This window comes from Bradyrhizobium sp. IC3195, assembly GCF_020193585.1.
GTDB lineage: Bacteria > Pseudomonadota > Alphaproteobacteria > Rhizobiales > Xanthobacteraceae > Bradyrhizobium > Bradyrhizobium yuanmingense.
Window position 1 is genome coordinate 92,668 of record NZ_JADYVG010000006.1, and the last position, 12,017, is coordinate 104,684.

The window sequence follows — 12,017 nt, forward strand, 5'->3', positions numbered from 1 at the left end:
GCCTCCAGGCAATCGGCGGGCAGGGGCCGATACCACTGATATCAGGAACTTAATTTCTTGAGCATGATCTTACCGGAAAACCGCAACGCACTTTTCCGGATCATGCTCTAGCGCCGGGAGCGAACGCGCAAGCCCGGCGCGGGCCGCTCCTGGAGCACCTCGCGGCGGAAGCGGTAGAGCGCTGCCGGCCGTCCGCCCGTCTGTGTCGACATCACCCCGGTCGGTTCGACCAGGGCTTCCATCTCGACCAGGCGGCGGAAATTCTGCTTGTGCAGGTGCCGGCCGGAGATCGCTTCCACCGTGTGCTGCAGTTCAGTGAGTGTGAATTCGGTCGGCAAAAGTTCAAAGACTACAGGACGATACTTCAGCTTTGCGCGCAGCCGCGCGATTGCCGTGGCGAGAATCCGTCGATGGTCGAACCGCATCGAGGTCCCGAGCGGGGGAAGCGTCTTGCGCGCCAATGCCGCAGGACGGCCGTCGCGGCGGGCCTCCTCGATCAGCCCGGCCTCGTAGAGCAGCTCGTAGCGGTCGAGCACGCGCTCCTCGTCCCAGGGCGCGCCGTCCAGACCGAAATAGAACCGCACGCGATCCTTCCGTGGCAGCGCGCGAATCGTCTCCGCGGTCTCCTCCTCGGCCCATTCGGTCAGCGCGGGGATGATGTCGCGCGCGATGATCGTCGGCGGCTGCTCGCGCCAGTCTTCCCAGGGGAAGAATCGGTACCAGGGCGCGAAGCTCGCCGCGTTTGCGGCGAGCTCGCCGCCCACGGGGCGCGTCAGCGCGAGATAGCCGATCGACACGATGTGGGCTCCGGTGTCGCCGGCCTCGGCATGACGGCCACGGTCGCCGAACGTGTAGAGCTGCTCGACATAGCCGAGCCGCAGCCCCGCCTGTTGCTCGACCCAGGCGCGCAGGCCGATCTCGAACGTGCGATGGCTCACCGCGTCGAACGGACCGAACGGCAGCCCGGCAAGCCGGTCAGCACCGGGTGCGGTCAGGATCAGCGGCTCGTGGTTCTCGATCGCGACGATGGCCGCGGTGAGGCCGATTTCGATTGGCGTCAGCAGCGTCTCGCTCATGCGGCTGCCGTGTCGTTGAATTGAACAGAATGCCGCTTGGTTAAGACGGCCCATCCGCGGACTCGGTGCACCTCTCCCGCTTGCGGGAGAGGTCGCGTCGCATCGACAGATGCGAGGCGGGAGGGGGCTCTATCCTCTGGGGGAGTCTTCGTCGCCGAGATACCCTCTCCCCAACCCTCTCCCGCAGGCGGGAGAGGGGGCGCACCTCCATCGTGACAACCAGCTGTCATTCGAGCTCGATCGCGAAGGGGCGGCCTTCCACCATCATCGCGCCGGGGCCCATCTCGTCGAGCGCGCGCAGCATGCGGCCGTTGCGTCCGAGCGCATGATCGGCGAGGCTGACGATGCGACGGTTCGGCGAGGCGATCGGCGAGGCCGCGCGAATCTTCCTGGCGATCTCGATCTCGTCGCGATTCGGATTAAGCGCGCAAACGGCCGCGAACGCGCTGGCGGTGGAGCGGCTGATCCCGGCATAGCAATGCACCACCAGCGGGGCGCTGCGGTCCCAGCCGCGCACGAAGTTGAGCACCTGCTCGATATGCGTCTCCGACGGCGCGACGAAGCCGTCCATTTCCTCGGTGATGTCGTCCATCGACACCTTGAGGTGGTTGGCCGGGAGCACCGACACGGGACGCGCCACCTGCTCGACATTGGCCATCACGGTCAGCACGTGACTGGCCTTGGTGAGGCGGACGGTTTCGGGAAGCGCGGCGAGGGAACAGACGTGGATCATGGCGAACCTTTTTGCGCCCGATTATAGCGAGCGCTCGTAGGGTGGGCAAAGGCGCATCGCGCCGTGCCCACCATTTCGCAATTGCGCGCATGTCGCTTGGTTCGGTGGGCACGCTTCGCTTTGCCCACCCTACGAAGGAATAATGCTACGCAAACACGGCGCCAAACCGCTCCAGAAACTGCTTCTCGGCCCGCGCCGCGGTCCAGGGCGTCAGATAGTCGCGTCGGACGCTGTCGGAGAGACCCGGATCCTTGCCGAACAGGCGCCGCGCTTCGCTTGCGCTGAAGCCGGCGAGCTCGGTCGCCTCGAGATAGGCCGCGCCGCGATCGGCGGCCTTGATGGCCTGCGTGATGTCATCTGGCAATACCGGCGGCAAACCGAAGCGGATATGGATGGCACCGAGCAGCCGCTTCTCGACGGCCTTGTAATGACCGTCGAGCACGGCCTTGAACGGCGAGATCATGTCGCCGATCACATATTCCGGCGCATCATGCAGCAGGGCCGCGAGCCGCACGCGCTGGTCGACGCGGGGTATCTCATGCCGCAGCACGGTCTCTACCAGCAGCGTATGCTGCGCGACCGAAAAGATGTGCGCGCCGAGGGTCTGTCCGTTCCAGCGCGCCACCCGCGCCAGCCCGTGCGCGATGTCGCCGATTTCGATGTCGAGCGGGGAAGGATCGAGCAGGTCGAGCCGCCGGCCCGACAGCATGCGCTGCCAGGCGCGGACCTCTTCGTTGCGCGCTGCCTTCTTCGCCGTCATTTGGCCTTGAGGCGCAGCTTGCGCTGGCTTGCTGCAGGTCGCATGACAGTGGCAGTCGACCAGGTGGTCGTTGACCATGCCGGTCGCCTGCATGAAGGCATAGACGATGGTCGGGCCGACGAATTTGAAGCCGCGCGAGGACAGCTCCTTGGAGATCTGCACCGAGAGCGGCGTCGAGGCCGGCACGCTTCCCGTGGTCTTGAACTGGTTGACCTTGGGCCGTCCGTCCATGAAGTCCCACAGCAGCTTCGAGAAGCCCGGGCCCTTCTCCATGATGTCGAGATATGACTTTGCACTCAGGATCGCGCCTTCGATCTTGGCCTTGTTGCGCACGATACCCGCATCGTTCATCAGCGCGTGAATCTTCCTGGCACTGTAACGCGCGATCTTCTCCGGCTGGAAATCGTCGAAGGCTTTGCGGAAATTGTCGCGCTTGCGCAGGATCGTGATCCAGGACAGGCCGGCCTGGAAGCCGTCCAGCATCAGCTTCTCGTACAGCGCGCGGTCGTCGTATTCCGGCACGCCCCATTCGGTGTCGTGATAGGCGACATAAAGCGGATCTTCGCCCGGCCAGGGGCAGCGGGTCAGACCATCGGGATGCAAGCGGGCAGCGCGGCTCATGCGATCGGCTGCTTGGCTGGAATGCGAACGACGTCTGGTTCAGCGAGTGTCAAAGACAGCCCCCCAGCGGTGAGCGGCTGGCCTGCATCGAGTGCATCGGCGACACGATCGATGCGCACCAGCGCGATGCCCTTGCCGCCGGCCGTCGAGCCGATGGTGCCGACCGGCTTGTCGCCGGCGAGAATGGTTGTGCCAGGCTCGGGCGAGGCGTCCTCGAGCAGCACCTTCACGCTGCGCGTGCGCGCGGTGCCGCGATGCTGCATGCGCGAGACGACCTCCTGGCCGACATAGCAGCCCTTGTCGAAATCGACGCCGGCGAGGCGGTCCATGTTGGTCTCATGCGGGAACGCATCGCTGTACATGAAATCGAGCCCGCCGCGCGGCACGCCGAGCGCAATGCGATGCGCCTCGTACTCGGCTGCATCGACCAGCTCGGCGCCAATGAGATCGGACAGTTTCTGCTTGAGATCTTCCTGGACCAGGATGCGGGTGCCGAGCCCCTCAGCCCGCGGATCGGCAAAGGCAAGGTCGGGCTGCGCCGTCGGCTCGCCGTCCCAGGCCGCGAGCACGCCGAGGTCGAGCTTGTCCACGGTGACCTTGGCGCGCAGCTTGTAGAATTTCAGCTTGGTGGCGAGGGTGTCCGCCAGCGCCTTGGGGCAGTCGATCAGGAACCCGCCGCCGTGGCCCGCGGACGCTTCCGTGATCAGGAAATCCACGATGATCTTGCCCTGCGGCGTCAGCAATGCGCCGAATCGCCCCAGACCAGGTTTCAGCCTGTCCAGGTCGGTGGTGACGAGGCCATTGAGGAAGTTGCGCGCATCCTCACCCGCGACTTTGATCACGCCCCGGTCGGGAAGAAACGTCGATTTCATGCGAAAATCTCTTGCGACATGTTGCTCCGGAACGTAAGCCCGCAACGCATAAACGACAAGACCTCGAGCCCTGCGCCCTGAGGATGAGAGAGGCCCAATGACCCAGCGTTTCGATGTGATCCTGAAGGGTGGCACCGTCTTCAACCAGGACGGCGAGGGCGTGCGGGATATCGGCATCACGGGCGGTCGCATCGCCGAGCTCGGTCCGCTATCGCAAGACTCAGCCGCCGAGGTGATCGACTGCAAGGGCCTGCACATCCTGCCCGGCGTGATGGACACGCAGGTGCATTTCCGCGAGCCCGGGCTGACGCACAAGGAAGACCTCGAGACCGGCTCGCGCAGCGCCGTGATGGGCGGCGTCACCGCCGTGTTCGAGATGCCGAACACCTCGCCGCTGACCGTGACGGAGGCCGAATTCACCGACAAGGTGAAGCGCGCCCATCACCGCATGCATTGCGATTTCGCCTTCTTCATCGGCGGCACCCGCGAGAACGTGCAGGACCTGCCTGTGCTGGAGCGCGCACCCGGCTGCGCCGGCGTCAAGGTGTTTATCGGCTCGTCCACCGGCGCGCTCTTGGTGGAGGACGACGAGAGCCTGCGCCGCATTTTCCAGGTGATCCGCCGCCGCGCCGCCTTCCACGCCGAGGACGAATACCGCCTCAACGAGCGCAAATCGCTGCGCATCGAGGGCGATGCGCGCTCGCATCCGGTCTGGCGCGACGAGATCGCGGCGCTGATGGCGACGCAGCGCCTCGTCAAGCTCGCGCACGAGACCGGCAAGCGTATTCACGTGCTGCACATCTCGACCAAGGAGGAGATCGAGTTCCTGCGCGACCACAAGGATGTCGCCTCCTGCGAGGCGACGCCGCACCATCTCACCCTGGTCGCGCCGGAATGCTACGAGCGGCTCGGCACGCTGGCGCAGATGAACCCGCCGGTGCGCGGCGCCGATCATCGTGCCGGCATTTGGCGCGGCATCGAACAGGGCATCATCGACGTGCTCGGCTCCGACCACGCCCCGCATACGCTGGAGGAGAAGCAGAAGACCTATCCCGCTTCGCCTTCCGGCATGACCGGCGTGCAGACGCTGGTGCCTGTGATGCTCGATCACGTTAATGCGGGTCGGCTCTCGCTGGCGCGCTTCGTCGACCTCACCAGCGCCGGCCCTGCGCGCCTCTACAACATGGCCTGCAAGGGCCGCATCGCCGCCGGCTACGATGCCGACTTCACCATCGTCGATCTCAAGCGCAGCGAGACCATCACCAACAAATGGGTGGCGTCCAAGGCCGGCTGGACGCCCTATGATGGCGTTCGCGTCACCGGCTGGCCGGTCGGCACCTTTATCCGCGGCCGTCGCGTGATGTGGCAGGGCGAGCTGGTGACGGCCGCGCAGGGCGAGCCGGTGCGGTTCCTGGAGACGCTGAAGCAGTAGAGTGATGTGGGGGACGCACGGGGCTTCCACCGTCATTGCGAGCGCAGCGAAGCAATCCAGTCTGTCGCCGCGGAAAGACTCTGGATTGCTTCGCTGCGCTCGCAATGACGAGAGGAGCGGTCTACACTTCCTCTCGAACGGGAGTGCAGCCTGATGTCCCAACCCGCCGCCCTCATCACCACCGAGCAGCTCGCCGCCATGCTCGGCGATCCCAACCTTCGCCTCTACGACTGCACGACCTATCTTGAGCCCGCGCCGGAAGGCAGCGACGTGCCGTATCGCGCGGTGCCCGGCGCCAAGACGTTCGCGGCCGGCCACATCCCCGGCGCCGATTTCCTCAACCTGCAAGGCGAGTTCTCCGACGCCTCGTCGCAACACTTCTTCATGATGCCCGATCTCGCCCAGCTGGAGGCCGCCTTCGGCCGCCACGGCCTCGATGCGGGCAAGACCATCGTGCTCTACAGCATAGGCACGATGATGTGGGCGACGCGGTTCTGGTGGATGTTGCGCGCGCTCGGCGTCGATGCCCACGTGCTCGACGGCGGCTTCGACAAATGGCAGCAGGAGGGACGGCCGACCGAGACGGGCGCACCGAAAGGCTATCCGGTGACGGCCTTCAAGGCGGCGCCGCGCCCGGGCTGCTTCGTCGACAAGGAAGCCGTGCTGGCGAAGATCGGCGATCCCGCAACCATCATCGTCAACGCGCTCGGGCCGCAGTTTCACCGCGGCCTCGAGCCGAGCCGCTATGGCCGGCCGGGCCGCGTTCCCGGCAGCGTCAACGTTCCCGCAGCCACACTCGTGAATGCCGACAAGACGCTGACGAATCTTGCGGATGCGCAAGCGAAGTTCGCCGCCCAGGGCGTTACGCGCGAAAAGAACGTAATTCTTTATTGCGGCGGCGGCATCTCGGCGACGATCGACCTCCTGCTGCTGACGCAGCTCGGCTACGACAAGCTGACGCTCTACGACGCTTCGATCGGCGAATGGGCGAGGGATCCGGCGCTGCCGATCGAGACGGACTGAGGCGCGCGTTCCCGGGTCTGTCGGGAACATCTCCCGGTCATCGCGAGACTAATGCTTGTCCGCCGGCAACGGCTTCCGTGCGATAAGAGCGGCAGACTTCGCGACGCCTTTCGCCAAGTCATTCATCCGTCAACTGGCCCCGCCCGCGTGGCGGGGTCATTTTCAGGACGGCTTACTGCCTGCAGATGCCGACCGAGAATTCGCCGTTGCGAATGCGGCCGGGAAAGCCCTCGACGAACTTTGCCACTGCGTCCTCGCCATAGGTGCCGACGAGCTCGGCGAGGGCCGCGAACAGGCTCGCCTGCGCCAGGCAGTCGCCGTCGACGCCGTCATGACGCGCCTCGGCCCAGGCCTCGTTGAGATAGCTCAGTGCGGCCTGTTTCTGCTCGTGATCGGGCAGCGGCGCGCGGGCGGGGGCGTAGGAAATCGGCTGGCTCATGAAACTCGGTCAGGCTGGGGCGCGATCCACGGCGATGCGCTGTGCGAGAGGTGTAGCACGGGCGTTAACGACCGCTAGGCCACATCTTTAAGAACGGTTAACGGCTGTGAACAAAGTCGATGACAGGGTTCCAGGCCCGCACATGCGTCGACCGCGCCGTCATTCCGGGGCGCGCCTCGCGCGAGCCCGGAATCCATCGGGCATCAGAGCCGGTGGATGAATGGATTCCGGGCTCTCGCTTCGCGAGCCCCGGAATGACGGGGTAGCTAGTTCGCGTAGCGCGCCGTGAGATCGCGCGAGATCTTCGAGCCTTCCTCGATGTAGCGGCGGATCGCCACCATCGCGGCCGGCGTGCAGCTGCGATAGGTCTGCTGAAAACCGTTATAGCCGCGGTTGAAGCCGGCGATCATGCGGGTGCGGCGCTCGCCGGAGGGGGTCTCGGCATCGATCAGCGCCTGCATCTCATTGCGCCATTTGTTACCCTCGTTGGCCCCGCAGATGCCGCGCAGATAGTGCAGGCCGCCGAGGATCTCGGCCAGCCGCTGCAGTTCGCCGTCAAACGGCGCCGCCACGTCCTGGGCCCTCGCAGGCACGGAGGCGCAGGCGAGAATCAGGACAAAAATGGCCAGAAATCGCGACGACATCGGCGGCTGTATGCCCCCTCGGGATGGCTGGCGCAAGGCGGGCCGTCAGGCTCCAAGCAGCCGGTGAGCGGACAGGATGACCTCCTCCAGCCCCCCGGTCAGCTTGAGGTCGCCGAGGCTTGCCAGGGCGCCAGGGGCGATCCAGCGGTGATCGTCGAGCTCGTCGTTCAGCGCCGGCTCCCGGGCCGTCCAGCGCGCGGCAAAGGACATGATCAGGTAATGGCCGGCGCCGGCCGCGGCCGGCAGCACCTCGCGCCAGCCGGCGAGGCCAATGATCTCGATGCAAAGGCCGGTTTCCTCGTCGACCTCGCGGCTCAGGGCCTGATGCAGCGATTCGCCGAACTCGACCCGGCCACCCGGCAGCGAATAGAAGCCCTTGGCCGGCGAGCGGGCGCGGCGGACCAGTAGCACCTTGCCGTCGCGGAAGATCGCCGCGCTGACCGCAAGCTGGGGATGGGCAGGATGGACGATTGCGGCCAATCGCGTCACCTATCCGGATGAGTTCGCCATGATGGTGTCGACGTCGGCTTCCGCCCCGCCATTGATGATGCCGCCGCAGGCTGCGATCAGGGGCTTGACCCAAAGCGTGGCCTGCTCGGCGAGGCGGACCCGCGTCGTGTCCTTCTCGACCTCGCGCATAGCCGAGCCGACCGCGGTCAGGATCGAGGTCATGGTATCCGTCAAGTGGTCGAACTGGGCACGCACGTTGGGATCGGCTTTCTCATAGGCTTCGATCGCCAAATCCCGCGCCTTGAAATTCGACGCCGTGAAATGCTCGGCATAAGACAGCGGCGTCCAGGTCAGGAAGTCTTCGGCGCATTCCGGCATATCCGGCACCATTTCGAGCAGCATCACGGCTTCATTGAAATGGTTGAGATAGTCGGTGGCAAGCCCGGTCCGCGGATTGATGTTGGCCACGCGCAGCCGTTCGGCCCAGGCGGTCGCCTCAGGGCCCGTCTGTACATGCGTCCGCGCGGGTTGGGAGGCCGTTGAGCTCATCTGCCGCAGTGTTAACGTTCGGGGTTAAAAGGACCTGAACGGACCCTATATAGGCCTCCAAGGATGTGTGGACGCTTCGTCATAACTTCGGCCCCCGCGGCTTTGCGGCAACTGTTCGGCTATGTCGAGCAGCCGAATTTCCCGCCCCGGTACAATGTCGCCCCGACGCAACCGATTCCGGTGGTGCTGCTCGAGAACGGCGCGCGCCATTTCCGCCTGATGCGCTGGGGTCTTCTGCCCGGCTGGGTCAAGGACCCCCGCGGGTTCACGCTCCTGATCAACGCCCGTTCCGAGACGGTGCTGGAGAAGCCTGCGTTCAAGAACGCGATTCGCCGCCGGCGCGGCCTGATTCCGGCCGATGGTTATTACGAGTGGAAGACGCAAACCGGCCGCAAGCAGCCCTTTTTCATCCACCGTGCCGACGGTGAGCCGCTCGGCTTTGCCGCTGTGTTCGAGACCTGGGTCGGTCCGAACGGCGAGGAACTCGACACGGTCGCGATCGTCACCGCCGCGGCGGGCGAGGATCTCGCCGCGCTGCATGACCGCGTGCCAGTCACCATCAGCCCGCACGACTTCGAGCGCTGGCTCGACAGCAAGGGCGACGAGATCGACGCGATCCTGCCCTTGATGAGGCCCCCGCGCGCCGGCGAATTCGCCTGGCACCCGGTCTCCACCCGCGTCAACCGCGTCGCCAATGATGACGAGCAGCTCGTGCTGCCGATCAGCGCGGATGAGATCGAGGCTGAGGCCGAGGCGGCGAAGCCGAAGAAGGCGGTGCGGAAGACTGCGGCAGCGTCATCAGATGACGGGCAGGGGTCGTTGTTCTAGGTGCGGTGCCGCCACTCACTCCGCTGTCGTCCCGGACAAGCGCGCCCAAAGCGCGCGCCGATCCGGGACCCATAGCCACAGGATGAGGTTATGGCGCAAACTGTTCACCACGAGTCTTCGTCAAACGCGATCCTGTGGTTATGGGTCCCGGGTTCGCGCTACGCGCGCCCCGGGACGACGACTGAGTGTGAGGCGCTGCCGTCACACAATCTCCCGCGCCCTCAAGCCCGCGATCTCCGCCGCATCGAATCCCAGCTCGCCCAGCACCGCGTCCGTATCCGCGCCCAGCTCCGGCGCCATGCGATCCAGCCTGCCGCCGCCATGGGCCAGCTTGAAGCCGCTGCCGGCAAAGCGCAGGCGGCCGTATTCCGTGTCCAGCTCCTGGATCGCGCCGCGCGCCTTGATTTGGGGATGGTCGATGACCTCCTCGACCTTCCAGATGCTGGCGCAGGGCGCGCCGGCGTCCTCAAGAATTGTCTCCCATTCGCGTGCCGGCCGTTTTGCCAGCGCCTGCTCGATGATGGCGCGCAGCGCGCCCTCGTTCTCGTTGCGCGAGAACCAGTCGGCGAAGCGCGGATCTGACAGCGTATCCTCGCGGCCGAGCGCAGCCATCAGCGCGCGGTACTGCTTCTCGTTGTTGACGGCGAGCAGGATATGGCCGTCGCCGCACTTGAACAAATTCGCCGTGGTCCGGCGGCTCACCGCCTGATTGCCCGATAGCTGTTGCCGATGTCCGGCGACCGACCAGTCGGCGATCTGGCCCGAGAGAAACGCCAGCGTCGCCTCCAGCATGGAGACGTCGATCAGCTGCCCCTTGCCGGTGCGGTCGCGCTGGTACAGCGCGCTGGACACGCCGAACGCAGCGGTGGCGCCCGAGAGCACGTCGCACACGGCAAAGCCCGCGCGCGTGGGCCCCGTCTCGGAGTGGCCGGTGATCGCCATGATCCCCGACAGCGCCTGCATCTTGCCGTCATAGCCGGGCCGCAGGCGATCCGGCCCGGTCTGGCCGAAACCCGACACCGCGCAATAGATCAGCTTTGGGTTGATCGCGGACAGCGCCTCATAGCCGATGCCGAGCTTGTCCATCACGCCGGGGCGGAAATTCTCCATGACCACGTCGACGCGGCCTGCGAGCTTCTTCACGATCGCGATCGCCTCCGGGTTCTGCAGATCGAGCGTCAGGCTGCGCTTGTTGCCGTTGACCGCCTGGAATGCCGGCGCCAGACCGCGCTCGGCCCATTCGCGGCTGAGCGGCGTGCGGCGCATGTCCTCGCCCTCGCGCCGCTCGACCTTGATGACGTCGGCGCCTAGCAGTGCGAGCTGGTAGCTCGCGTAGGGGCCGGCCAGCACTTGCGTGAAATCCAGGATCTTCACGCCCTCGAACGGTCGCGTCACGTCGCTCTCCCTCGGCTTGTTGTTGTTGGAGGACGTCAGGCGGCGCGGTTGCCGCGCGCGATCTCCTTCTGCTTGTCGAACTCGGCGCGGCGGCGAGCCAGCTCTTCGGGCGAGAGCTGCGCAACGTTGTTGTAGTCGAGCTTCCAGGAGGCGTCCTCGCTCCAGCGCAGCGGCGATTGCATCGTGGTCTGCGGACCGCTCGCGCTCTCCAGCAGCCGGAGCGCGAGCTCGAGCGTCTGGGCCTGCGAGGCGATGTCGTGCGGCTTGCCGGCGGAATTGCCGAGCGGGAAGTCGGAGAACAGGAAGCGCGGCACGGCCGCGTGCTCGACGATGTCCTTGGCGCAGCCCATGACCACGGTGGCAATGCCGTTGCGCTCCAGGTGCCGCGCCAGCAGCGCCGTGGTCTGGTGGCAGACCGGGCAGTTTGGCACCAGCACCGCGACGTCGACCTTGTCCGCGAGGCAGCGCGCCAGGATCTCCGGCGCGTCGGTGTCGAGCGTCACGCGATGGCTGCGGTTGGTCGGCGCGCCGAAGAAGCGCGGCGCGACCTCGCCGATCCGTCCCGCGGCGCTCGCCTTCAACAGCTGCGGCAGCGGAAACCAGGTGCCGCTGTCGGTTGCCGAGGTGTGCTTGCGGTCGTAGCCGATGTGCGAGATGCGCAGGTCGTGCTCTGTCGACGTGTCGCCGTCATAGACCTGATAAAACTTCGCGCTGCCGTTATACGCCGCGCCCGGCCCCTGGTCGCCCTTGGCCGGATCGTAGGGCGCCGCGGTGGTGATGATGGTGACGCGCGATTGCGACAACGGCATCTTCAGCGGCTGGAACGGTGCCTCGGTGTAATGCGCCCAGCGGTACGGCGTGGTGTAGCCGATCGCCGCGTAATAATCCCGGGTGCGCTGCATGTAGGGGACGGGGGAATCGTAGTCGGGCGCAAAGCCGAATTCATCGTCGCGCGGAGCGGACATGGCGCGTCTCCTGGTTCTTGGTTGGGGCCAGAGTAGAGGTAGTTGCGGGGTTGCTCAACAGGGGGAGGGGACACGCAGGACAGAATTGCAGACGAGGACGGAGCGGCGCCTCTTACCCTCCCCTGGAGGGGGAGGGTCGATCGCGCGCAGCGCGAGCGGGGTGGGGTGATCTCTCCACGCGGGCAGTATGCGACGTGGAGAGACTGTCACCCCACCCCGTCTCACATTTC

General features: G+C 66.0%; 13 protein-coding genes and 1 pseudogene. 3 read left to right on the top strand and 11 right to left on the bottom strand.

Annotation, left to right across the window (positions count from 1 at the left end; all coding sequences use genetic code 11):
• Window positions 1-107: 107 nt before the first annotated feature.
• From I6F09_RS14735 to I6F09_RS14755, 5 genes and pseudogenes are all read right to left on the bottom strand, one after another.
• Window positions 108-1,076: an NAD regulator gene (locus I6F09_RS14735; protein WP_225188379.1), complete on the bottom strand. Its 969-nt coding sequence runs from the start codon at window positions 1,074-1,076 to the stop codon at window positions 108-110.
• Window positions 1,077-1,302: 226 nt separating this feature from the next.
• Window positions 1,303-1,809, bottom strand: coding sequence for a protein-tyrosine phosphatase family protein (locus I6F09_RS14740; protein ID WP_036038271.1), 507 nt, complete (start codon window positions 1,807-1,809; stop codon window positions 1,303-1,305).
• A 145-nt stretch (window positions 1,810-1,954) separates the two neighbouring features.
• Window positions 1,955-2,569 carry an HD family hydrolase gene (locus I6F09_RS14745; RefSeq protein WP_036028303.1) on the bottom strand — a complete coding sequence of 205 codons (615 nt, stop codon included), beginning with the start codon at window positions 2,567-2,569 and terminating at the stop codon, window positions 1,955-1,957.
• Window positions 2,566-3,190 (bottom strand): annotated as a pseudogene (locus tag I6F09_RS14750) (DNA-3-methyladenine glycosylase I). The gene I6F09_RS14745 and the pseudogene I6F09_RS14750 overlap by 4 nt, the downstream one beginning before the upstream one ends.
• Window positions 3,187-4,062: a folate-binding protein gene (locus I6F09_RS14755; protein WP_225188380.1), complete on the bottom strand. Its 876-nt coding sequence runs from the start codon at window positions 4,060-4,062 to the stop codon at window positions 3,187-3,189. Before I6F09_RS14755 ends, I6F09_RS14750 begins: the two are co-directional and overlap by 4 nt.
• Before the next feature lie 97 nt (window positions 4,063-4,159).
• Between I6F09_RS14755 and I6F09_RS14760 the strand changes: the two genes are divergently transcribed.
• Complete coding sequence (locus I6F09_RS14760; protein WP_225188381.1) at window positions 4,160-5,494, top strand: dihydroorotase; 1,335 nt, start codon at window positions 4,160-4,162, stop codon at window positions 5,492-5,494.
• A 153-nt stretch (window positions 5,495-5,647) separates the two neighbouring features.
• Window positions 5,648-6,517 (top strand): sulfurtransferase, encoded by an 870-nt coding sequence (locus I6F09_RS14765; RefSeq protein WP_225188382.1) that lies wholly within the window; start codon window positions 5,648-5,650, stop codon window positions 6,515-6,517.
• Between the two features lie 172 nt (window positions 6,518-6,689).
• Here I6F09_RS14765 and I6F09_RS14770 read toward each other — a convergent pair whose 3' ends face one another.
• From I6F09_RS14770 to I6F09_RS14785, 4 genes are all read right to left on the bottom strand, one after another.
• Window positions 6,690-6,956 (bottom strand): hypothetical protein, encoded by a 267-nt coding sequence (locus I6F09_RS14770; RefSeq protein ID WP_036003643.1) that lies wholly within the window; start codon window positions 6,954-6,956, stop codon window positions 6,690-6,692.
• Window positions 6,957-7,222: 266 nt separating this feature from the next.
• Window positions 7,223-7,600 (bottom strand): TIGR02301 family protein, encoded by a 378-nt coding sequence (locus I6F09_RS14775; RefSeq protein WP_036003646.1) that lies wholly within the window; start codon window positions 7,598-7,600, stop codon window positions 7,223-7,225.
• Window positions 7,601-7,645: 45 nt separating this feature from the next.
• Entirely contained in the window at window positions 7,646-8,080 is a 435-nt protein-coding gene (locus tag I6F09_RS14780; protein WP_036003648.1) for an NUDIX domain-containing protein, read from the bottom strand.
• A gap of 9 nt (window positions 8,081-8,089) precedes the next feature.
• Window positions 8,090-8,599 (bottom strand): hypothetical protein, encoded by a 510-nt coding sequence (locus I6F09_RS14785; protein ID WP_036003651.1) that lies wholly within the window; start codon window positions 8,597-8,599, stop codon window positions 8,090-8,092.
• Window positions 8,600-8,662: 63 nt separating this feature from the next.
• On the opposite strand from I6F09_RS14785, the gene I6F09_RS14790 reads away from it, so the two are divergent.
• Window positions 8,663-9,427 carry an SOS response-associated peptidase gene (locus I6F09_RS14790; protein WP_036028292.1) on the top strand — a complete coding sequence of 255 codons (765 nt, stop codon included), beginning with the start codon at window positions 8,663-8,665 and terminating at the stop codon, window positions 9,425-9,427.
• A gap of 201 nt (window positions 9,428-9,628) precedes the next feature.
• On the opposite strand, the gene I6F09_RS14795 is transcribed toward I6F09_RS14790, so the two are convergent.
• Both I6F09_RS14795 and I6F09_RS14800 read right to left on the bottom strand, forming a co-directional pair.
• Window positions 9,629-10,822, bottom strand: coding sequence for a CoA transferase (locus I6F09_RS14795; RefSeq protein WP_225188383.1), 1,194 nt, complete (start codon window positions 10,820-10,822; stop codon window positions 9,629-9,631).
• Window positions 10,823-10,857: 35 nt separating this feature from the next.
• The gene (locus I6F09_RS14800) at window positions 10,858-11,787 is read right to left on the bottom strand and encodes a glycine reductase (protein ID WP_225188384.1); all 930 of its coding nucleotides are present in this window, start codon (window positions 11,785-11,787) and stop codon (window positions 10,858-10,860) included.
• Between the last annotated feature and the right edge of the window lie 230 nt (window positions 11,788-12,017).

Excerpts from the sequence above, each read along its gene's own strand:
- I6F09_RS14735 (WP_225188379.1), bottom strand. The coding sequence starts at position 1,076 with ATGAGCGAGACGCTGCTGACGCCAATCGAAATCGGCCTCACCGCGGCC.
- I6F09_RS14740 (WP_036038271.1), bottom strand. The coding sequence starts at position 1,809 with ATGATCCACGTCTGTTCCCTCGCCGCGCTTCCCGAAACCGTCCGCCTC.
- I6F09_RS14745 (WP_036028303.1), bottom strand. The coding sequence starts at position 2,569 with ATGACGGCGAAGAAGGCAGCGCGCAACGAAGAGGTCCGCGCCTGGCAG.
- I6F09_RS14755 (WP_225188380.1), bottom strand. The coding sequence starts at position 4,062 with ATGAAATCGACGTTTCTTCCCGACCGGGGCGTGATCAAAGTCGCGGGT.
- I6F09_RS14760 (WP_225188381.1), top strand. The coding sequence starts at position 4,160 with ATGACCCAGCGTTTCGATGTGATCCTGAAGGGTGGCACCGTCTTCAAC.
- I6F09_RS14765 (WP_225188382.1), top strand. The coding sequence starts at position 5,648 with ATGTCCCAACCCGCCGCCCTCATCACCACCGAGCAGCTCGCCGCCATG.
- I6F09_RS14770 (WP_036003643.1), bottom strand. The coding sequence starts at position 6,956 with ATGAGCCAGCCGATTTCCTACGCCCCCGCCCGCGCGCCGCTGCCCGAT.
- I6F09_RS14775 (WP_036003646.1), bottom strand. The coding sequence starts at position 7,600 with ATGTCGTCGCGATTTCTGGCCATTTTTGTCCTGATTCTCGCCTGCGCC.
- I6F09_RS14785 (WP_036003651.1), bottom strand. The coding sequence starts at position 8,599 with ATGAGCTCAACGGCCTCCCAACCCGCGCGGACGCATGTACAGACGGGC.
- I6F09_RS14790 (WP_036028292.1), top strand. The coding sequence starts at position 8,663 with ATGTGTGGACGCTTCGTCATAACTTCGGCCCCCGCGGCTTTGCGGCAA.
- I6F09_RS14800 (WP_225188384.1), bottom strand. The coding sequence starts at position 11,787 with ATGTCCGCTCCGCGCGACGATGAATTCGGCTTTGCGCCCGACTACGAT.